General features: G+C 65.7%; 20 protein-coding genes and 4 tRNA genes. 17 read left to right on the top strand and 7 right to left on the bottom strand.

Features of this window, described 5'->3' with window-relative positions:
• Positions 1-121: 121 nt before the first annotated feature.
• The 5 genes from NMB43_RS15505 to NMB43_RS15485 all read left to right on the top strand — a co-directional run bounded on the left by NMB43_RS15505 (position 122) and on the right by NMB43_RS15485 (position 5,704).
• On the top strand, positions 122-1,912 hold the full coding sequence (locus tag NMB43_RS15505; protein ID WP_494349063.1) for an ABC transporter ATP-binding protein/permease: 1,791 nt from the start codon (positions 122-124) through the stop codon (positions 1,910-1,912).
• A gap of 129 nt (positions 1,913-2,041) precedes the next feature.
• Positions 2,042-2,902, top strand: coding sequence for a tetratricopeptide repeat protein (locus tag NMB43_RS15500; RefSeq protein WP_494349062.1), 861 nt, complete (start codon positions 2,042-2,044; stop codon positions 2,900-2,902).
• Entirely contained in the window at positions 2,899-3,792 is an 894-nt protein-coding gene (locus NMB43_RS15495; protein ID WP_494349061.1) for a DUF4037 domain-containing protein, read from the top strand. Before NMB43_RS15500 ends, NMB43_RS15495 begins: the two co-directional genes overlap by 4 nt.
• The gene (locus tag NMB43_RS15490) at positions 3,789-4,400 is read left to right on the top strand and encodes a DUF4125 family protein (protein WP_494349060.1); all 612 of its coding nucleotides are present in this window, start codon (positions 3,789-3,791) and stop codon (positions 4,398-4,400) included. The genes NMB43_RS15495 and NMB43_RS15490 overlap by 4 nt, the downstream gene beginning before the upstream one ends.
• A gap of 140 nt (positions 4,401-4,540) precedes the next feature.
• Complete coding sequence (locus NMB43_RS15485; protein WP_494349059.1) at positions 4,541-5,704, top strand: HPP family protein; 1,164 nt, start codon at positions 4,541-4,543, stop codon at positions 5,702-5,704.
• A 7-nt stretch (positions 5,705-5,711) separates the two neighbouring features.
• Here the strand turns inward: NMB43_RS15485 and NMB43_RS15480 are convergent, their stop codons facing one another.
• From NMB43_RS15480 to NMB43_RS15460, 5 genes are all read right to left on the bottom strand, one after another.
• Positions 5,712-6,356: a response regulator gene (locus tag NMB43_RS15480; RefSeq protein ID WP_494349058.1), complete on the bottom strand. Its 645-nt coding sequence runs from the start codon at positions 6,354-6,356 to the stop codon at positions 5,712-5,714.
• The gene (locus NMB43_RS15475; protein ID WP_494349057.1) at positions 6,353-7,522 is read right to left on the bottom strand and encodes a PAS domain-containing sensor histidine kinase; all 1,170 of its coding nucleotides are present in this window, start codon (positions 7,520-7,522) and stop codon (positions 6,353-6,355) included. The genes NMB43_RS15480 and NMB43_RS15475 overlap by 4 nt, the downstream gene beginning before the upstream one ends.
• A 113-nt stretch (positions 7,523-7,635) precedes the next feature.
• Positions 7,636-8,076, bottom strand: coding sequence for a PhaM family polyhydroxyalkanoate granule multifunctional regulatory protein (locus NMB43_RS15470; protein ID WP_494349056.1), 441 nt, complete (start codon positions 8,074-8,076; stop codon positions 7,636-7,638).
• A 58-nt stretch (positions 8,077-8,134) separates the two neighbouring features.
• On the bottom strand, positions 8,135-10,048 hold the full coding sequence (locus tag NMB43_RS15465) for a hybrid sensor histidine kinase/response regulator (RefSeq protein ID WP_494349055.1): 1,914 nt from the start codon (positions 10,046-10,048) through the stop codon (positions 8,135-8,137).
• Entirely contained in the window at positions 10,045-10,965 is a 921-nt protein-coding gene (locus tag NMB43_RS15460; RefSeq protein WP_494349054.1) for an ABC transporter substrate-binding protein, read from the bottom strand. The genes NMB43_RS15465 and NMB43_RS15460 overlap by 4 nt, the downstream gene beginning before the upstream one ends.
• A gap of 266 nt (positions 10,966-11,231) precedes the next feature.
• Between NMB43_RS15460 and NMB43_RS15455 the strand changes: the two genes are divergently transcribed.
• Positions 11,232-11,891: a response regulator transcription factor gene (locus NMB43_RS15455; protein WP_494349053.1), complete on the top strand. Its 660-nt coding sequence runs from the start codon at positions 11,232-11,234 to the stop codon at positions 11,889-11,891.
• Positions 11,892-11,909: 18 nt separating this feature from the next.
• Here NMB43_RS15455 and NMB43_RS15450 read toward each other — a convergent pair whose 3' ends face one another.
• Together NMB43_RS15450 and NMB43_RS15445 are read right to left on the bottom strand one after the other, a co-directional pair.
• On the bottom strand, positions 11,910-12,566 hold the full coding sequence (locus NMB43_RS15450; RefSeq protein WP_494349052.1) for a ParA family partition ATPase: 657 nt from the start codon (positions 12,564-12,566) through the stop codon (positions 11,910-11,912).
• Between the two features lie 15 nt (positions 12,567-12,581).
• Entirely contained in the window at positions 12,582-13,406 is an 825-nt protein-coding gene (locus NMB43_RS15445; RefSeq protein ID WP_494349051.1) for a class I SAM-dependent methyltransferase, read from the bottom strand.
• Positions 13,407-13,558: 152 nt separating this feature from the next.
• On the opposite strand from NMB43_RS15445, the gene NMB43_RS15440 reads away from it, so the two are divergent.
• The 11 genes from NMB43_RS15440 (at position 13,559) to rplL (ending at position 18,619) form a co-directional block, all read left to right on the top strand.
• Positions 13,559-13,643, top strand: a tRNA-Tyr gene (locus NMB43_RS15440).
• 63 nt (positions 13,644-13,706) lie between these two features.
• A tRNA-Gly gene (locus NMB43_RS15435) sits at positions 13,707-13,780 on the top strand.
• A 30-nt stretch (positions 13,781-13,810) separates the two neighbouring features.
• Positions 13,811-13,885 (top strand) — tRNA-Thr (locus NMB43_RS15430).
• Between the two features lie 60 nt (positions 13,886-13,945).
• Positions 13,946-15,136 carry an elongation factor Tu gene (tuf, locus tag NMB43_RS15425; RefSeq protein WP_494349039.1) on the top strand — a complete coding sequence of 397 codons (1,191 nt, stop codon included), beginning with the start codon at positions 13,946-13,948 and terminating at the stop codon, positions 15,134-15,136.
• An 86-nt stretch (positions 15,137-15,222) separates the two neighbouring features.
• Positions 15,223-15,298: transfer RNA gene (locus NMB43_RS15420), tRNA-Trp, on the top strand.
• 26 nt (positions 15,299-15,324) lie between these two features.
• The gene (secE, locus tag NMB43_RS15415; protein ID WP_494349050.1) at positions 15,325-15,672 is read left to right on the top strand and encodes a preprotein translocase subunit SecE; all 348 of its coding nucleotides are present in this window, start codon (positions 15,325-15,327) and stop codon (positions 15,670-15,672) included.
• Positions 15,672-16,205, top strand: a complete 534-nt coding sequence (nusG, locus tag NMB43_RS15410) for a transcription termination/antitermination protein NusG (RefSeq protein ID WP_494349049.1) — start codon at positions 15,672-15,674, stop codon at positions 16,203-16,205. The genes secE and nusG overlap by 1 nt, the downstream gene beginning before the upstream one ends.
• Positions 16,206-16,297: 92 nt before the next feature.
• On the top strand, positions 16,298-16,729 hold the full coding sequence (gene rplK, locus NMB43_RS15405; RefSeq protein WP_494349048.1) for a 50S ribosomal protein L11: 432 nt from the start codon (positions 16,298-16,300) through the stop codon (positions 16,727-16,729).
• 2 nt (positions 16,730-16,731) lie between these two features.
• Entirely contained in the window at positions 16,732-17,427 is a 696-nt protein-coding gene (gene rplA, locus NMB43_RS15400; RefSeq protein WP_494349047.1) for a 50S ribosomal protein L1, read from the top strand.
• Between the two features lie 268 nt (positions 17,428-17,695).
• Complete coding sequence (gene rplJ, locus NMB43_RS15395; protein WP_494349046.1) at positions 17,696-18,208, top strand: 50S ribosomal protein L10; 513 nt, start codon at positions 17,696-17,698, stop codon at positions 18,206-18,208.
• Between the two features lie 36 nt (positions 18,209-18,244).
• Positions 18,245-18,619, top strand: coding sequence for a 50S ribosomal protein L7/L12 (gene rplL, locus NMB43_RS15390; RefSeq protein ID WP_494349045.1), 375 nt, complete (start codon positions 18,245-18,247; stop codon positions 18,617-18,619).
• The last annotated feature ends 167 nt before the right edge of the window (positions 18,620-18,786 follow it).

Genomic DNA, 18,786 nt, shown 5'->3' with positions numbered 1-18,786 from the left:
AGGACGGGCCGGTCGATCTGCGGGAGCTAGTATGTTTGCGGGCTTTTCGGCACGCTGACGGCCTGCGGCAATTTTTGTAACAGCTTGTAATCCTGCGGCTGGGAAAAGCCGGGAGGTGTGAATGGATTGGAATCAGGAGTTGCTGACCAGCGCGCTCTGGCTGGCCAAGACCTTTGCGATCAGCGTGGTGGTGCTGTCCCTGCTCGTGTTGTGGTTGGCGCATGCCACGGGTTGGGGGCGACAGGTCAAGCGCCTGGCGTGGCCTTACTTCAATCCGCGGCGAAGCTGGAAGCCGCTCGCCGTGCTGGCCTTGCTGGTTCTGCTGACCCTGGTTTCGGTGCGCATGAACGTGCTGTTCTCCTTCTGGTACAACGGCGCCTACACCGCGATGCAGAAGCTCGACGCGCCGGCCTTCTGGTTCATGATGGCTGTGTTCGGCGTGCTGGCGACGCTGCATGTGGCCCGCGCCTTATTCACTGCTTACGTGCGTGAGGGCTTTCAGATCCACTGGCGTGCTGCATTGAGCGAAACGCTGATGGACCGCTGGCTCGCCAGGCGCAACTACTACCGCAGCCAGTTCCTGCCGGAGCAGGTGGACAACCCCGACCAGCGCATCCAGCAGGACGTGACCCAGTTCGTGCAGAGCACGCTGAGTCTGTCGCTGGGCATGCTGGATGCAATCGTCTCGCTGATCGAATTCACCCTGATCCTGTGGGGCCTGTCCGGCGTACTGGCCCTGTTCGGCCACGAGATCCCGCGCGCCATGGTCTTCCTCGTCTACCTCTATGTCGCGGTGGCGACGGTCTTCGCGGTGTGGATCGGCCGTCCGTTGATCCGCCTGAGCTTCCTCAGCGAACGCTTCAACGCCGACTTCCGCTATGCCCTGATCCGCCTGCGCGAGTATGGCGAGAGCATTGCGTTCTATGGCGGCGAGCAGGTCGAACGGCACACCTTGCTGGCGCGCTTTGCCAGCGTGATCCGCAACATGTGGGATGTGCTGTACCGCAGCCTCAAGCTGCAGGGCTTCAACCTTGGGGTGAGCCAGCTCGCCGTGGTGTTCCCGATGATCATCCAGGCCCCGCGCCTGTTTTCAAAGGAGATCCAGCTCGGCGACCTGATGCAGACCGCGCAGGCCTTCGGCCAGGTGCAGGACTCGCTGTCCTTCTTCCGCAACGCCTACGACGAGTTCGCCACCTACCGCGCGGTGCTGGTGCGTCTGACCGGCTTTGTCGAGGTGATCGAGCAGAGCGAAGCCTTGCCGGCGGTGGTACAGGCCAGCGACGGCGCGCGGGTGGCGGTGCGCGGCCTGAGCGTGCGCTCACCCGCGCAGCAGCCCTTGCTGAGCGGGCTGGATCTTGCGCTGGAGCCGGGCGAGGCCTTGCTGATCCGCGGCCCTTCCGGCTCGGGCAAGACCACCTTGCTGCGCGCGCTGGCAGGCCTGTGGCCTTTTGCCGAGGGCGAGGTCGTGCGTCCCCAGGGCGCGCAGGCGCTGTTCCTCTCGCAACGTCCCTACCTGCCCCTGGGCAGCCTGCGCGCCGCCTTGTACTACCCCGCATCCGCCGAGCCGGGCGAGGCCGCTGCCGAGGTGTTGCGTCGCTGCCAGCTCGGGCATCTGAGCGCACGCCTCGACGACGAGGATGACTGGTCGCGCATCCTCTCGCTCGGCGAGCAGCAGCGCCTGGCCATCGGCCGCGCCTTGATCGCCCGCCCGGCGGCGATCTTCCTCGACGAATCCAGCTCGGCCATGGACGAAGGCCTGGAGCACGCCATGTACAGCCTGCTGCGCGAGGCCCTGCCACAGACCATCCTGGTCAGCGTGGGCCACCGCAGCAGCCTGCTCGCCTTCCACCGCTACGAGCTGAAGCTCAGCGGACAGGCCGGAGGCTGGAGCCTGCAGCCCCTGGCGGCGTGATGGAATGGGCGGTCGTGCGGAGTAGCCCACCATCATTCCGCCGGCCGCAGCCGCCTTTGATCCAATCCCACGGCGCCGCGCGCCAGTCTTGCTAGCCTTGAGGCAAACCACTCACCAGAGGATTGCCCCATGGACACCCAGCACCTGCTGCGCGAACTCGATGGCCTGTTCCAGCGCGGCGAATACGCCCAGGTCGAATCCTTCCTGCTGCAGAGCCTGCGCCAGGCGGAGGAGGAGGGCGACAAGCACACCGCCCTCAGCCTGCTCAACGAGCTGATGGGCTACTACCGCAGCGTGAGCCGCCTGCCCGAGGCTTTGGCGGCCTCCGAGAAGGCGCTGGGCATGCTGGAGGCGATGGGGCTCAAGGGCAGCATCCATTACGCGACGACCCTGATGAATGCCGCCACCGCCTACCGTGCGGATGGGCAGACGCCCAAGGCGATCGGCATGTTCGAGGAGGTGGGGCGACTCTTCCTGGCCTTGCAGGTGCAGGATGCCTACCTCGTCGCCACGCTCTACAACAACCTGGCCATGGCCTGGCAGGAGGCCGGAGATCACGGGCGGGCCATCCAGTTCCTCGAAGCGGCGCTGCCCATCATCCGCCAGCGGCCCGGTGGCGAGGCCGACGTAGCGGTGTCGCTGACCAATCTGGCGCTGTCGCGCGTCCGCCTGCAGCAACTGGCGGAGGCCCGCGTCGCCTTGCAGGAGGCGCTGCGCCTGTTCGAGTCGCAGCCTCGTCGCAGTGGGCATTACAGCGCCGCGCTGGCCGCCATGGCCGAGGTCCATTACAAGGAGGGCCGCGTGCAGGAGGCCATCGCCTGCTACGAACGCGCGCTGGGCGAGATCGAGGCGCGCTACGGCCGCAACCTGGACTACGCCACCACCCAGGCCAGCCTCGCGCTGGTGCTGGAGGCCCATGACCCGGCGCGCAGCGCCGCGCTGGCGAGCGAAGCGAAGCAACTGGCCGCCGCACTGGGAGCCGCGGCATGAACGGACTGGAACTGTCCCGGGCCTACTACCAGGCCGTGCGTGGCGACCTGTTGGCCGCCTATGCGCCGGTCTGCCATCGCATCGCGCTGGGCATTGTGGGGCATGGCTCGGAATGCTTCGGTTTCGATGACGCGCTGTCACGTGACCATGATTTCGGCCCCGGCTTCTGCCTGTGGCTGACCGACGAGGATTACGATGCCTTCGGCGCCAATCTGCGGGCGGACTACGAACGCCTGCCGCGCGAGTTCGGCGGCTTCGCCGCACGCTTGACGAGCCCGCGTAGCGGGCAGCGCGTGGGCGTGTTCCGCATCGATGATTTCTACGCCCAGTTCCTCGGCGCGCCGGAGCTGCCGATCAGCGACGCGGACTGGCTGCAGATTCCCGAGGAACTGCTGGCGGCCGCGACCAATGGCGAAGTCTTTGCCGATCCGCTGGGCGAGTTCAGCCGCAAGCGCGCCACGCTGCAGGCCTACTACCCGGACGGCGTGCTCCGCCGCAAGCTCGCGCAAGCTGTCGCCCGCATGGCGCAGAGCGGCCAGTACAACCTGCCGCGTGCCTTGCAGCGCGACGAGGCCGCTGCCGCCCTGCTGGCGCAGGCGGAATTCCTGCGCCACGCCTGTGCGGCGATCCACGTCCTCAACCGCCGCTATACACCCGTCTACAAATGGTTGCTGCGCAGTGTGCGTGACCTGCCGCGCCTGGGGGGCTTGCATCAAACCCTGGATCAACTCGCGCGCAGCCCGGCCGGTGCGGTGGGGCCCTTGGTCGAGACGGTCTGCGCCGCCGTGCTGGACGAGTTGGTCGCCCAGGGTTTCACCCGGCCCGGTGACAGCTTCCTGGAGGCGCATGTCGATGCCATCTTGAATCGCGCGCCGGAGGCCCGCCCATGAGCGTCGTCGACGACATCGTGCAACTGGAATGGTCCGCCTTCGACAAGGTGCAGAACGAGGGGGGGCGGGCCGGCTGCCAGGACGACTTCGAGACCTTCCGCATCATGCGCAAGAGCCAGTTCCTGAGCTGGGATACGGACACGCTGATGGGCTACCTGGGCGATCTGCAGCAGGCCGAGCGCGTCGGCCGCAATCTCGTGCAGGAGAAGTACGCGCGCATGATGGCCTCCACCGCCCCCGCGCAGTACGCCGGCTTCGCCCACCTGCTGCCGCCCTTGAGCGAATGGCAGCAGCGCTGCATCGAGCAGATCATCGAGACGCAACTGGCCTGGCGCGAGGATTTCGCGCGGCGCTACCCGCGTCTGTCCGGCCAGGCCCGCCTGATCCGCACAGCGGAGGACACCCCCTTCGCCACTTCCTTCGAGACCTACCTGCGTGGCGAGCTGGGCACCTATTCGGCGGACACCTTGCGCAGCTACCAGCGCATGGTCGAAGACTGTCTCTGCGAAGGGCGCAACCTCACCGAAGTGGCCATGACGCATACCGCCCGACTCTACGGTTACGCCGGGCTGGAGGAGGCCGAGCGCAAGCTGGCCGAGGGCGCGTGACCACGCTTTTCCCTTTTGTCTTCATGGGTTTGTCGTAGGGGTGAAGGGTTGGCCGGTTGGGGCGGCCGTGTTGCGGGATGTGCCAGAATGCGCTCCCCCCGGGTGCGCGGTGGCGCACCCAACACGGAGAGCACCACAACATGCATACCCCATCGCCCGCGCCCCGGCGACGTATCGCCTGGCTGCCCGACCGCCTGTGGGTCGACGCGCCGGAACGTATCCGCGCTTGCGTGGGCGCCTTGCTCGGCATCCTGATCACTGCGCTCGTCGGCCGCTGGTATGTCGATGGCGCGGTGGCGCTGCCCTGGCTGATCGCGCCGATGGGCGCATCTGCCGTGCTGCTGTTCGCGGTGCCGGCCAGTCCTTTGGCGCAGCCCTGGTCCCTGATCGGCGGCAATCTGGTGGCGGGCGTGCTGGGGGTGTTCAGTTGGCAGGTTTTTGGCGATCCGGTGCTGGCTGCGCCGGTGGCGATCGCGCTGAGCATCGGCGGCATGTTCCTGCTGCGTTGCATCCATCCCCCTTCCGGCGCGGTCGCGCTGACCGCCGTGCTCGGTGGGCCCGCGGTGCATGCGCTGGGCTATGACTTCCTGCTCGATCCGGTGATGCTCAACTCGCTGTGCCTGCTGGCCACCGCGATGCTCTTCAACCTGCTGACCGGGCGCCCGGTCCTGCACCGCAAGGCGCCCTCGCCGCTGGCCCCCGAGGTCACCCCGGCGCGCCTGATGGGCGTGACCGCGGAGGACCTCGACGAGGTGCTGCGCAACTACAACCAGGTGCTCGATATCAGCCGCGAAGACCTGGAGTCGCTGCTGACCCAGGTGGAAGGGGCCGCCTACCGGCGGCGTCATGGCGAGGTCTGCTGCGCCGACATCATGACCCGCGAGGTGGTGTGCGTGGAGTTTGGCACCTCGCTGGAGGAGGCCTGGGCCCTGATGCAGGCGCGCGGCATCAAGGCCTTGCCGGTGATTGACCGGGCGCGCCGGGTGATCGGCATCGTGACGCGCGCGGACTTCATGCGCCTGGCTGATCTCAGCGTGTATCCCGATCTCGCGCAGCGCCTGCGCCAGGCAATCCGGCGTAGCGGCAGCACCCATTCCGAGCGCCCCGAAGTGGTGGGGCAGATCATGAGCAGCCCCGCGCAGACGACCGATGCCGGTGCCCACATCGTCGACCTGGTGCCCCTGCTGGGAGGCGAGGGGCACAGCCATGTGCCTGTGATCGACGAGGAACGTCGCCTGGTCGGCATTGTCGCCCCGCGCGACCTGATCGCCGCGCTCTACCAGCGCCGCCTGGGGCTGGCTTAGCGCCTGTTCAAAGCGACCCCGCTGGCAGCAAGCGGTGGCGTGCGGCGTAGTGCGCGATTTCCAGGCTGTTGCGCAGGGCCAGCTTGTCGCAGATGCGTGCGCGGTAGGTGCTGATGGTGTTGGCCGAGAGCGAGAGCTGCTGCGCGATGTCGCTGACCGTGCGGCCCTGGGCGAGCAACTGCAGCACCTGGAACTCGCGGTTCGACAGGCTTTCGTGCGGCGCGCGGTCGTGCTCGCGGCGGATATCCTGCGCCATCAGCTCGGCGATGGCGGGCGTGACGAAGGTGCCGCCCTCGGCCGCGCGGCAGATCGCCGCCAGCAACTCCTCCGGCGCGCAGCCCTTGTTGAGGTAGCCGTTGGCGCCGCTGCGGATGGCGCGCAGGGCGAACTGCGACTCCGGGTAGACCGAGAGCATCAGCACACCGACGCGCGGGAACTCGTGGCGGATGCTGCCCAGCACGTCCAGCCCGTCGCGCTCGCCCAGGGCAATGTCGAGCAACACGACGTCGATCGTCTCGGTGCGGAGCAGCCGCAAGGCCGCCGGACCATCGGCCGCCTCGAAGATGTCGCCGATGCGTGCGTCCTCGGCCAGGATCTGGCGCAGGCCGCGGCGGATGATCATGTGGTCATCGACGAGCAGGATGCGGATCATGTGAAGACACCTTTAAGCCGGATGCGCACCGTGGTGCCCTGGCCGGGCGTGCTGTCGATGGCCAGCTCGCCGCCCAGCGCGCGGGCCCGCTCCTGCATGCCGAGCAGGCCGAAACTGCGTGGTTGCTGCGGCACATGCATGCCGCGCCCGTCGTCGGCCACCCCCAGCACGAGGTCGTTACCCTCGTCGCGTGCCCACAGCAGCACCTTGCTGGCCTGGGCGTGGCGCGACACGTTGGTGAGTACCTCCTGGGCGATGCGGTAGAGCGCGATCTCCGCTTCGCGGCCGAGGCGGCAATGTTCGACGCGTGGGGTGCAGTCGAACTGGCAGCGCAGGCTACTGCGTTGCTGGAAATCGGTCAGCAGCGCTTCCAGCGCGGCCCACAGGCCGAGGTGATCCAGCACCCCGGGGCGCAGGTCGTTGAGGATGCGGCGCACCGCGCCCATCGCGGTGCCGGCGATTTCCAGCATGCCGTCGAGCTTGCCGCGCATGGCCTCGTCGCCCAGCCGGCTGCGCAGCCAGTTCATCTCCAGTTGCAGCGCGGTCAGCGAGGCGCCCAGCTCGTCGTGGATGTCGCGCGCGATATGGCGCCGTTCCTCTTCCCGCACCACGTTGAGGTGGGCCGACAGGCGCTGCAAGGCCTGGTGCGACTGGCGCAGGTCTTCGGTGGCCGCCTGCAGCTCGGCGGTGCGCGCGGCGACGCGCCGCTCCAGCTCGTCGTGCGCAGCCTTCAGCGCCGCTTCGGTGCGCTTGCGCACGCTGATGTCGCTGAAGGTGACCACGGCGCCCAGCACGGTCTCCCCATGTTCGCTGGCGCGGATCGGGTAGGAGGCGTACTCGGCGGGGAAGGCGCTGCCATCACGTCGCCACAGCACCTCGTCGTCGACGCGTACGCCTTTGCCCTCCTGAAAGGCGCGGAAGATGCGGCAGTCGTGCACCGGCATCAGCGAGGCGTCCGCGTGCGAGTGATGGATCAGGTAATGCATGTTGCGCCCCAGCAGCTCGTCCGGGGTGTAGCCCAGCATCTCGGCGCCCGCGCCATTGATGAAGATGCAGCGGCCGCGCAGGTCGATGCCGTAGATGCCCTCGCCGGCGGACTCCAGCAGCATTTCGAGCTGGCGCCGCCAGGCGTGGTGATGGGAGAGCTGGTGCAGGTCGGCAAACATGGCCTGCACCCAAGCAAGGCGGGTGCCCGCTTTCGGTGCCGTGGCAGGGGCATTGCCAGGCCCTGCAAGGGCCGTGGATGCACCGTGGCGGGGCATCCGCCCGCCGGGATGCCTCAGCCTGCAGCAGGCTTGCGGCGTCCTGCTGGCTTGCGTGCTGCGGCGCCGGGGCGATCGGTGTCGCGTGGTGTATCCGGTGGCGCGGTTTCCGCAGGCGTCTCAGTCGCTGGTGCCTCGGGCATGGGGAAGGGCCAGGCCCACAGGGCCGGGTTGGCGAACAGGTTGGGCGGCGGGCTGCCGTCCTCGCCGGGCTGGCTCATGGCACGCATCGCAGCCAGCGTGGCCCGCTGCACCTCCAGGCCCTGGATGGTCATCTGCAGCATGGAGAGATTCATCTTGAGCCAGCCCTCCACGGTGCGCAGATCGTTGATGCGCTTTTCCAGCTCGCCCACGTCCAGCGTCGGGGTCACCATGCCGGGCAGGCCGAAGCCCATGCTGCTCCACATCCTGTTGAGGAAATCCATGCCATCGTCCAAGGGGGGAATCGACTCGCTCATGACCGGCTGCTCCATAGCACCCGCGGGTCTGCGGGGGAGGTCATGATACCGCTGCCACTCATGCGTCTGGCGACAGAAGATGGGTCAGCGCGGCGCGCAGGCGGGCCGGGCGTACCGGTTTGTGAAGCAGGGGGATGCCCTGATCGGTGGCCTGGCGCAGGGTCTCCGGGCCGGTATCTCCGGACAGCAACAGGCCCGGCATGCGCGGGTTGTAGCAGGCGCGTACCGAGGCGATCACGTCCAGACCATCCTTATCGCCGGGCAGGCGGTAGTCGCTGATGATGATGCGCGGCTCCACGCCAGTCTCGTCCAGCGCGTCGAACAGAGCTTCCAGGCTGTCCGCCGCGACCACGAAGCAGCCCCAGGCCCGCAGCAGGCCGGCCAGGCTCTGCTGCGCCAGGGCGTCGTCGTCGACCATCGCCACCACCTCGCCGGTCAGGTCGTGCTGCTGCGCATGGGTGACGCTGGGCACATCGACCGGGCGCGCCTGGGGCACCTCGATATGGAAGATCGAGCCGCGCCCCACGGCTGAGCGCAGGCCCACCGTATGGCCCAGCAACTCGGCCAGGCGGCGCACGATGGCCAGGCCCAGGCCGAGGCCCTTGCTGCGATCGCGCGCCGGGTTGTCGAGCTGCACGAACTCCTGGAACACCGCGTCCTGCGCTTCCTTCGGAATGCCCGGCCCGCTGTCGCGCACCTCGATGCGCACGCGGTTGCCGCCGCGTCGCCGGGCGGCCACCAGCACGGCGCCCCGTGGGGTGTAGCGCAGCGCGTTGCTGATCAGGTTGAGGAGGATGCGTTCGAGCAAAAGTGGATCGCTTTCGATCCACAGGCTGGTCGGGCAGATGCGTAGGCGCAGCCCGCGGTCGCGCGCGGCGCTGGCGAAGTCGCCCTCGATGCGTTCGAACACCGGCCCCAGGGCGAAGGTCTGGATGCTCACCGGCACCACGCCGGCATCCAGCTTCGAGATGTCGAGCAGACTGTCGAGCAGGTTCTCCATCGCTTCGGCCGAGGCGGCAATGCGGTCGATCAGGTAGCGGTTGTCGGCGCTGTGTTCTTTGCGCGCGAGATCGGCGATGAACAGGCCCAGCGCGTGCATCGGCTGGCGCAGGTCGTGGCTGGCCGCGGCAAGAAAGCGCGACTTGGCGAGGTTGGCCTTCTCCGCCTCCTCCTTGCGTGCGCGCAGCTCCACGGTGGAGGCCTGGACCCGCTGCTCCAACTCGCCCCGCGCCACCGACAGGCGTGCCGCCATGTCATTGATGCCAGTCGCCAGTTGCTGCAGCGAGCCCCCGCCCACCTCGGCCACGCGCGTGCCCAGCTTGCCGTGGCCAATGTCGGTCACCGCCTGCGCCATTTGGCTGATCGGCTGGCTCACCGACTGACTCATGTAGGCCGCCAGCAGCATGCTGGCCGTCAGCACCAGGCCCAGGGTCAGCAGGGCGGCGATGATCTGGGTCTGCTTGCGGCTCTCCAGCGCTTCCAGCGATACCAGCACCACGATGTCGCCGAGACGGGTGGTGGTGGCCTGCCCGCCGCTGGCGCCGGTCGTCATTGCATACGGATCGTCGACGGCTACCGGTGCCTGGGTGACCGGTTCGGTGATGCGCAACAGGCGCTTGCCGACCTGCTCCACGCGCGCGCCGCGGTTGGCTGCTTGCGGCGTATGCACCTGCAGCCCCGCGACGGCCATCAGGTTGCGGTCGCGATCGAAGATCGCCACCCCCTGCAGGTCGGAATTGTTGAGAACCGAGTTGGCCAGTCGATCCAGCACCTCGCGGTTGCCGGAGAACAGCCCGAACTCCGACGCCGCCGCGAGTTGCCGGGCGAGGGCCTGGCCGCGTTGCACCATCGCGTCCTCCAGGTCGGTCAGGCGCGAGAAGGTCAGGATCATGGTCAGCAACACGCCCAGTGCCAGCGTCGGCACCAGCGCCACGATCATGACCCGCGTCCGGATTCCCCAGGGGAGCTTCATGGTGCGCGCTCCAGGCGTTCCAGGCGTTCATGGATCGCGCTCTCGCTTTCCACCTGCAGACCCATTGCGCGCGCCACGTAGGCATTCACGCCTACCGTAAACAGGCGCGGGTACTGGGCTGCGGGCAGGCTGCTGCCGGCCAGCACCCCGCGCGCGATGTCGGCGCACTGGCGGCCGATCTGGGTGGGCGTCGAGTACAGCGCCGCCAGTGCCCCCGCCTTGTGCACAAAACTGGGCGAGAAGCCGATCACCGGCACGCGCATGCGGTAGGCCCCGAGCAGGATGTTCTGCACCGTCTGCGCGTTGTAGATGGTTGCGTCCGGCGTGGCGAGCAGGACCCCGCCGTCCATGAACATGCGTTGCATGGCCGGGTAAATTTCGGTCTCGGCGCTGACGTTCTCCACCTGTACGCGCAACTTGCGCTCGCGTGCAGCCTGCGCCAGGCGTTGTGCGCTGTCGCGCCCGTCACGCCCGGCCAGCAGGCCCACGCGCTCGACTTCCGGCAGGGTGGCTCGTACCAGCTCTATGTAACGGCCTGGCGGCTGGTCGATGAAGACTGCACTGAGGCGCCTGTCCTCGCGCTTCTGCTGCGACAGGCGCTCGTAAGTGGTGCGCGGCAGCATCGCCGCCAAGACCGGCGCGCGCAGTTCGCGCGCCGCCAGCGCCTGAGCCGCCTGGCTGCCCACGGCGACGATCACGGCCGCATCGTTGAGCGGGCGGGCGGCCGCCTGGTCGCGGTCCAGCACCTGCACCTCGTGTTCCCCGCTGCGGAACTCCTGCCGCAGGCTGTCGGCGAACTCCTGGTAGGGCGAGGACGCGTCGGACAGCACCACCGCCACCATCGCGGCATGGGCCTCGCCCGCAGCCAGCAACAGGCCGGTCAGCAGCAGGCGCAGCAGGAAGAGTCCGCGGCTCATGGTCGGGGTCGGCAGGGCTGAAAAAAAGGGCAGGATGGACGCAAGGCTTGTAAGGGGCCTGTAGGTGGCAACGCCGACACTGGGCCCGAATACTGGGCCCGACGCTAATGTACGGCAAGCCAGGCGCGCAACCATCTGCCCAAAAGAGAAGGGTCGGGTCCGCGCAGGGGCAGGGGAAGGCCCTGCCTGCGGCAGAGGAATACGGCGTGGTATGCTTATGGCAAGTTTCAACCCATGCTGCGCCGCCCACGGCAAACCACTCAGCCATGCAGACTTGCCGGATCCTGATCATCGAGGATCACGCCCTCGTGCGTGAGGCGATGGCCCATGCACTGGCAGGGCTGTCCATGCCATGTGCATTCACTGAGGCCGCCTGCGCACAAGATGCGTTGACGCAGATCGAGTCCGGCATCGAGTTCGACCTGGTCCTGATGGACCTGGGCCTGCCGGACATGAGCGGTTTTTCGCTGCTGTCTGTGCTGGCGCATCGCTTCCCGTCCATCCCGGTCATGATCGTGTCGGCCCAGGCCGACGAGTCCTCGGTCAAGCGCGCGCTGAAAGCCGGCGCGGCCGCCTTCGTGTCCAAGAATCTCAGCAGCGAGCAGTTGGTGCGCGCGGTCGAGACCGTACTGGCCGGCGGTACGGTGACGCCGGAAGAGGGGGGAGAGGCGGCGGCCACGGCGCACGGGCGTCCTGGCAAGCGACGCAGCGTGGAATCCATCGCCGCCCAGTTCGGCCTGACTGCTGCGCAGACGCGCGTCATGGAGCTGATGGTGGAGGGGCGGACCAATCGCGAGATTGCCGACCTCCTTGGTTTGGCCGAAGGCACGGTGAAGGTGCATTGCTCGGCCATCCTGCGTGCCCTCAACGTCCCGAACCGCGCCCAGGCCCTGGTCGTGCTGTCGCGGCAGGGCTTGCGCGGCTGAGATTGGCCGGGAAGCGCGTCAGCGTCCCGCAGGCGTGCCCATTGAGTTCAGCGCCTGGGTCACTTCCTCCTCGTCGTCCGCCAGCAGGTCCATGACTTGCTGCGCCAGACTGCGTGCTGCGTGGTTGAGCGGAGCCGGCAGCGCTTCCGGCGGGCGCACGGTCAGCAGGAGCTTGGACGCAGCCACGGCATAGACGGGGTCCAGCACGCGGGCCTGAAACTCCTCCGGCATGCTGGCGACCAGACTGTCGGCAGTATCCAGTGCCCACTTGTTGCGTGGCCACTGGGAGGGGAGGGCGAGTGCGCGCGGGAACAACTCCAGATCATGCATGACGATGCGCAAGTCTTCCGCGGAGTCGCGGAACGGTAGCAACACGAAGTCAGACATCTCGTACAGGGAGACATCGGTTTCGGTGCGGTTGGCGCCACCGTCCAGTACGCCGACCCAGCCCGACAGTTCGCGCAGCTTCGCCACCACCTTCTCGCGCGCCTGGGGCGAGCGTGCGTCCGCCATAATGTAGCGCCGGCTCTCGGGGCGCAGCGGCTCGCGGTACTCGTCGGTCATCACGCAGGCGGCACGCCGCCCCAACAGGGTCAGGCCATGGCAGAGCAGGTGGGAAATCGTGGTCTTGCCGCTGCCGCCCTTGGTTCCGATGACGCAGATGATCTCAGCCACGAGTTGCTTTCCTCCCTAGTCCTGGTGTCCGGCCCGCCACGCATTGTCCCCGTTCACTACGGCGGGGCGAGGGGATTCTTCAGTCGCTCCGGGCCGGAGCCCGCCGGGGATCTGATAGCAATAAAGGGTTCTGCCCTTGCCGTCTCCGACCCGCAAGACGGCACTGGCGTGCTGGCCGGGAATCTCGAAACTATTGCTGACCAGCCAACTGCCTGGCGCCATCTCCCGCCGGGCCTTCTGCCACAGACGTGCCATCGGCACGGGGGACAGGAAGGCATATACGACATCAACGCCGGACAGCTTCTCGGTCCAGAAATCACCGCGGCGGAGCTTGAGGTTAGGGCGTGAGCTCAGGCGGCGCCGCGCGATCCAGTATGGAAGCGGCGCATTCTCGATGCCGCTGATGCTCCAGTCGGGGCGCAGGCGGCTCAGGCCCGCCATGAAACTTCCGGTGCCACAGCCGAGGTCCGCGACCCGCAGGCCCGGTCGGTCAGGCAGCCAGCGCGCGAGGCGGTGAATGGCCGGGCGACCGGAAAGGTATAGGGGGACCTGGCTGCGAAAGCTGCTCCAGAACAGCAGGCTCAGCACGCAGAAACCCAGCAGATACAGCCAGGGTGGCACCGACCAGCGCAGGGCCAGGACGATCGAGGGCATGAAACCGAGTTCCAAGGGTAGCCACCATTTCTCGGTTCGTAGCCACAGTGCCATGAAGGTGGCCAGCACGCCCTGCAGGCAGGCCAGGGGCAGCAGGTCCAGGGGCGGCACCAGACCGCTGCGCGACAGGGTCAGCGTGGCCAGCAAGGCGATGATCTGGCAGCTCAGGGCTTTGAGGGCGGGCATGGTGCTGGAGGTGCGGCAAGACGTGGGCGACTCAGGCGCGCAGTCTGACCTGATCGTCTAACGATGACCAGTGGTGCGGAGTCTGTCAAAACAGCCCTCAACAGAGCTTGACTTCTAATTATTCGATCTCTATAGTGCTGCGTCTTACGTCTGGAGGGATTCCCGAGCGGTCAAAGGGATCAGACTGTAAATCTGACGGCACAGCCTTCGAAGGTTCGAATCCTTCTCCCTCCACCAAAGTTTTAAGAGCGCTGCCTAGTTCGGGTGGTGCGGCAGGTGTAGGGTCGCTGCGTTTTCGGCGCGGGTGTAGCTCAATGGTAGAGCTGAAGCCTTCCAAGCTTAAGACGAGGGTTCGATTCCCTTCACCCGCTCCAGGTTGTAAGTAGTGCGTTGTTTGTCGGTTTGCCCATGTAGCTCAGTGGCAGAGCACTCCCTTGGTAAGGGAGAGGTCGCGTGTTCAATCCACGCCATGGGCACCACGGTTAATGTGTTTGGGATCTTCGGACCCAGCTTTTGCGAAGGTTGATTGGGGTAAATAAATGGCCAAGGAAAAGTTTGAGCGGACGAAACCGCACGTGAACGTAGGGACGATTGGTCACGTTGACCACGGCAAGACGACGCTGACGGCGGCGATCACGACGGTGCTGGCATCGAAGTTCGGTGGTTCGGCCAAGGCGTACGACCAGATCGACGCGGCGCCGGAAGAAAAGGCCCGTGGTATCACGATCAATACCGCGCACGTCGAATACGAAACCGCCAACCGCCACTATGCCCACGTGGATTGCCCGGGGCACGCGGACTACGTCAAGAACATGATTACCGGTGCCGCCCAGATGGACGGCGCCATCCTGGTGTGCTCGGCCGCTGACGGCCCCATGCCCCAGACCCGCGAGCACATCCTGCTGGCCCGCCAGGTTGGTGTGCCCTACATCGTCGTGTTCCTGAACAAGTGCGACATGGTCGACGACGCCGAACTGCTTGAGCTCGTCGAAATGGAAGTGCGCGAACTGCTCTCCAAGTACGAATTCCCTGGCGACGACGTGCCCATCGTCAAGGGCTCGGCGCTGAAGGCCCTGGAAGGCGACAAGGGTGAGCTCGGCGAAGGCGCCATCATGGCCCTGGCCGAAGCCCTGGACAGCTACATCCCGACGCCCGAGCGCGCCATCGACAAGCCCTTCCTGATGCCGATCGAAGACGTCTTCTCGATCTCGGGTCGCGGCACCGTCGTGACCGGCCGTGTCGAACGTGGCGTGGTCAAGGTTGGCGAAGAAATCGAAATCGTCGGCATCAAGGCCACCGTCAAGACCATCTGTACCGGCGTCGAAATGTTCCGCAAGCTGCTCGACCAAGGTCAAGCGGGTGACAACGTCGGCGTGCTGCTGCGCGGCACCAAGCGTGAAGAAGTCGAGCGCGGCCAAGTGCTGGCCAAGCCGGGTTCGATCACCCCGCACACCCACTTCACCGGTGAAGTGTATGTGCTGAGCAAGGACGAAGGTGGTCGTCACACCCCGTTCTTCAACAACTACCGTCCGCAGTTCTACTTCCGTACCACGGACGTGACCGGCGCCATCGCCCTGCCGGAAGGCACCGAGATGGTGATGCCGGGTGACAACGTGTCGATCACCGTCAAGCTGATCGCCCCGATCGCCATGGAAGAAGGTCTGCGCTTCGCGATCCGCGAAGGCGGCCGTACCGTCGGCGCCGGTGTTGTCGCCAAGATCATCGAGTAATTTGGAGTGCTCAGGGCGGCTCGCCGCCCGGATGATCAAGATGGCGCACGGGAAGTGATTCCCGTGCGCTTTACAGTCTCTGCTGCAGGGGCATAGCTCAATTGGCAGAGCGTCGGTCTCCAAAACCGAAGGTTGGGGGTTCGAGACCCTCTGCCCCTGCCACTTTTACCGGATAGGCTGCTCTTTCAATGGCAGACAAAGTCAAGTTCGTACTGGCACTCCTGCTGCTGGTGGCGGGTCTTGCAGGCTTCTACCTGCTGGCAGGCCAGCCGGCCATCCTGCGCGTGCTCAGCGTGCTGGCGGGCTTGGCGGCCTGTGCCGCTGTCGGCTGGACGACCGAGCCGGGGCGCCAGTTTGCTGGTTTTGCCCAGGATTCGATCACCGAGGCCAAGAAGGTGGTGTGGCCGACTCGCAAGGAAACCATCCAGACCACGGGCGCCGTGTTCGCCTTTGTCGTGGTTATGGCCATCGTGCTGTTCGCGACTGACAAGACGCTGGAGTGGTTGTTGTACAGCGTGATTCTGGGGTGGAAGTAATGAGCAAGCGCTGGTACGTCGTACACGCCTATTCCGGCTTCGAGAAGTCGGTGCAGCGCGCGCTGGTGGAGCGCGTGGCGCGCTCTGGCATGCAGGACATGTTTGGCCAGATCCTCGTTCCCGTCGAAGAAGTCGTGGAAATGAAGGGGGGCCAGAAGAGCGTGACCGAACGCAAATTCTTCCCCGGCTACGTGCTCGTCGAGATGGATATGAACGACGACTCTTGGCACTTGGTGAAGAGCACGCCCAAGGTCACCGGCTTCGTCGGCGGGACTGCCAACAAGCCGACGCCGATTTCCGAAAAGGAAGTCGAGAAGATCCTGCACCAGATGCAGGAGGGCGTTGAAAAGCCGCGCCCCAAAATCCTGTTCGAAGTGGGCGAGATGGTGCGCGTCAAGGAAGGCCCGTTCACGGACTTCAATGGCAGCGTCGAGAGCGTCAACTACGAGAAGAGCCGCCTTCACGTGTCAGTCACGATCTTTGGTCGTGCCACGCCGGTGGAGCTTGAATTCAGTCAGGTCGAAAAGACCTGACGCCAGTTTTCCGGGCGCTGGTCAATGCCTGGAATCGAGGAGCGTCGGCAGGGAAACCGAGGGCGCGTTATCACTCACACTAAGGAGCCATCATGGCAAAGAAAATCGTCGGCTACGTCAAGCTGCAAGTGCCGGCGGGCAAGGCCAATCCTTCGCCCCCGATCGGTCCCGCGCTGGGTCAGCGCGGTCTGAACATCATGGAATTCTGCAAGGCCTTCAATGCCCAAACTCAGGGCATGGAGCCGGGCCTGCCGATTCCCGTGGTCATCACCGCCTACGCGGACAAGTCCTTCACGTTCATCATGAAGACGCCGCCGGCGACCGTGCTGATCAAGAAGGCTGCCGGCGTGCAGAAGGGTTCTGCCAAGCCGCATACCGACAAGGTCGGCAAGGTGACCCGCGCTCAGCTGGAAGAAATCGCTAAGACCAAGATGAAGGATCTCACTGCGGCTGACCTCGATGCCGCCGTCCGCACCATTGCTGGCTCCGCGCGCAGCATGGGCATCACCACGGAGGGCGTGTAATCATGGCCAAGCTGTCCAAGCGAGTTCAAGCGGTGCGTGCCAAGGTCGACCGCAACAAGCTTTATCCGGTTGCCGACGCACTGTCGTTGGTCAAGGAAATCGCCAGCGCCAAGTTCGATGAGTCGGTTGATGTCTCCGTCAACCTGGGCGTGGATGCCAAGAAGTCGGACCAGGTGGTGCGTGGCTCTGTTGTGCTGCCCGCAGGCACTGGCAAGACCGTACGCGTTGCCGTGTTCGCTCAAGGTCCCAAGGCTGAAGAAGCCAAGGCCGCTGGCGCCGATGTCGTCGGTTTCGACGATCTGGCTGAACAGGTCAAGGCCGGCAACATCGACTTCGATCTCTGTATCGCCACCCCGGACGCCATGCGCGTCGTCGGTGCGCTGGGTCAGATCCTCGGCCCGCGTGGCCTGATGCCGAACCCGAAGGTCGGCACCGTGACCATGGACGTGACGACTGCCGTCAAGAACGCCAAGGCCGGTCAGGTTCAGTACCGTACCGACAAGGCCGGTATCGTGCATGCCACGATCGGTCGCGCCTCCTTCTCGGCCGAAGCGCTGAACCAGAACCTGAGCGCGCTCATCGGTGCCCTGGTGAAGGCCAAGCCGGCTGCGTCGAAGGGTGTGTACCTGCGCAAGATCGCGCTGTCCTCGACCATGGGTCCTGGGGTGCGTGTCGAGCCGACGACGGTCGCGCAGTAAGAGTTTGCTGGGGTGGCCGCGTGCCACCCCGAAGTACTTTGGGCCTGTCACAGCAAAGTATCGCCGTGATGGGGTTGTCAAAGACCGTTGGGGATAAAGGCTCGTACTGCTTTGTCTTAATCAGATCGAAAGATCGGCCCAGCGCAGATGGCGCTACCCGAAAACAGGATTCCCGGCTAGTGCGCAAGCACTGGTCACCTGAATTTGAGGTCGCCGTGTCTGGACGGGAGGGTGAAAACCCAAGCGTTCTAATTGTTAGGAGCTGACCTTGAGTCTCAATCTCGAAGACAAGAAGGCCGTCGTGGCTGAGGTGTCTGCACAGGTTGCGAACGCTCAGACGATCGTGGTCGCCGAGTACGCTGGCATTGAAGTGGGTGATCTCACTGTGCTGCGTGCAAAGGCCCGCGAACAGGGCGTTTACCTGCGTGTGCTGAAGAACACCCTGGCCCGCCGTGCGGTGGCTGACACCGCGTTCTCCGGCCTTGCTGACCAGCTCGTCGGTCCGCTGATCTACTCGATCGGCGCTGACGCAGTGGCCCCGGCAAAGGTGCTGAACGACTTCGCAAAAACCAACGACAAGCTGGTCCTGAAGGCAGGCAGCTACAGCGGCAAGTTGCTGGACAAGGCGGGCGTGCAAGCGCTGGCTTCCGTCCCGACCAAGGAAGTGCTGCTGGCGCAACTGCTGGGCCTCATGCAATCGCCGATCTCTGGCTTCGCGCGTGCCATCGCCGCCGTTGCCGCGCAGAAGGGCGAGCCTGCTGCCGCTCCGGCCGAAGCTTGATTCATTCGCAACTCATTCAAATTCAGGAATATCAAAATGGCATTCGATAAAGACGCTTTCCTGTCCGCCCTGGACAGCATGACCGTGCTGGAACTCAATGACCTGGTCAAGGCCATCGAAGAAAAGTTCGGCGTTTCCGCTGCAGCCATGGCTGCTCCTGCTGCTGGTGGCGGTGCTGCTGCTGCTGCTGCTGAAGAAAAGACCGAGTTCACCGTTGTCCTGGCTGCTGCCGGCGACAAGAAGGTGGAAGTCATCAAGGTGGTGCGTGCTGCTACCGGCCTGGGCCTGAAGGAAGCCAAGGACCTGGTGGATGGTGCTCCGAAGCCTGTCAAGGAAGCGATTCCGAAGGCAGACGCCGAAGCGCTCAAGAAGCAACTGGAAGACGCTGGCGCGAAGGTCGAGATCAAGTAATCTCGCCTGTGTCACACGGGGTTGGCGGCCTGGGGCCGCCAGCCCTTTTGTGCTTTTGTATTACAGGCTGGCGCCTGGGGCGCTGGCAGGCCACGAGGCCACAATACAACGCTGTCATGCAGGATATCCCTTCCCGCGACAACGCTGTCTTCTGTCCTCTGACGTCG

It is taken from the genome of Uliginosibacterium sangjuense (assembly GCF_059132465.1).
This window is presented reverse-complemented; position numbering and strand designations above follow the sequence as displayed.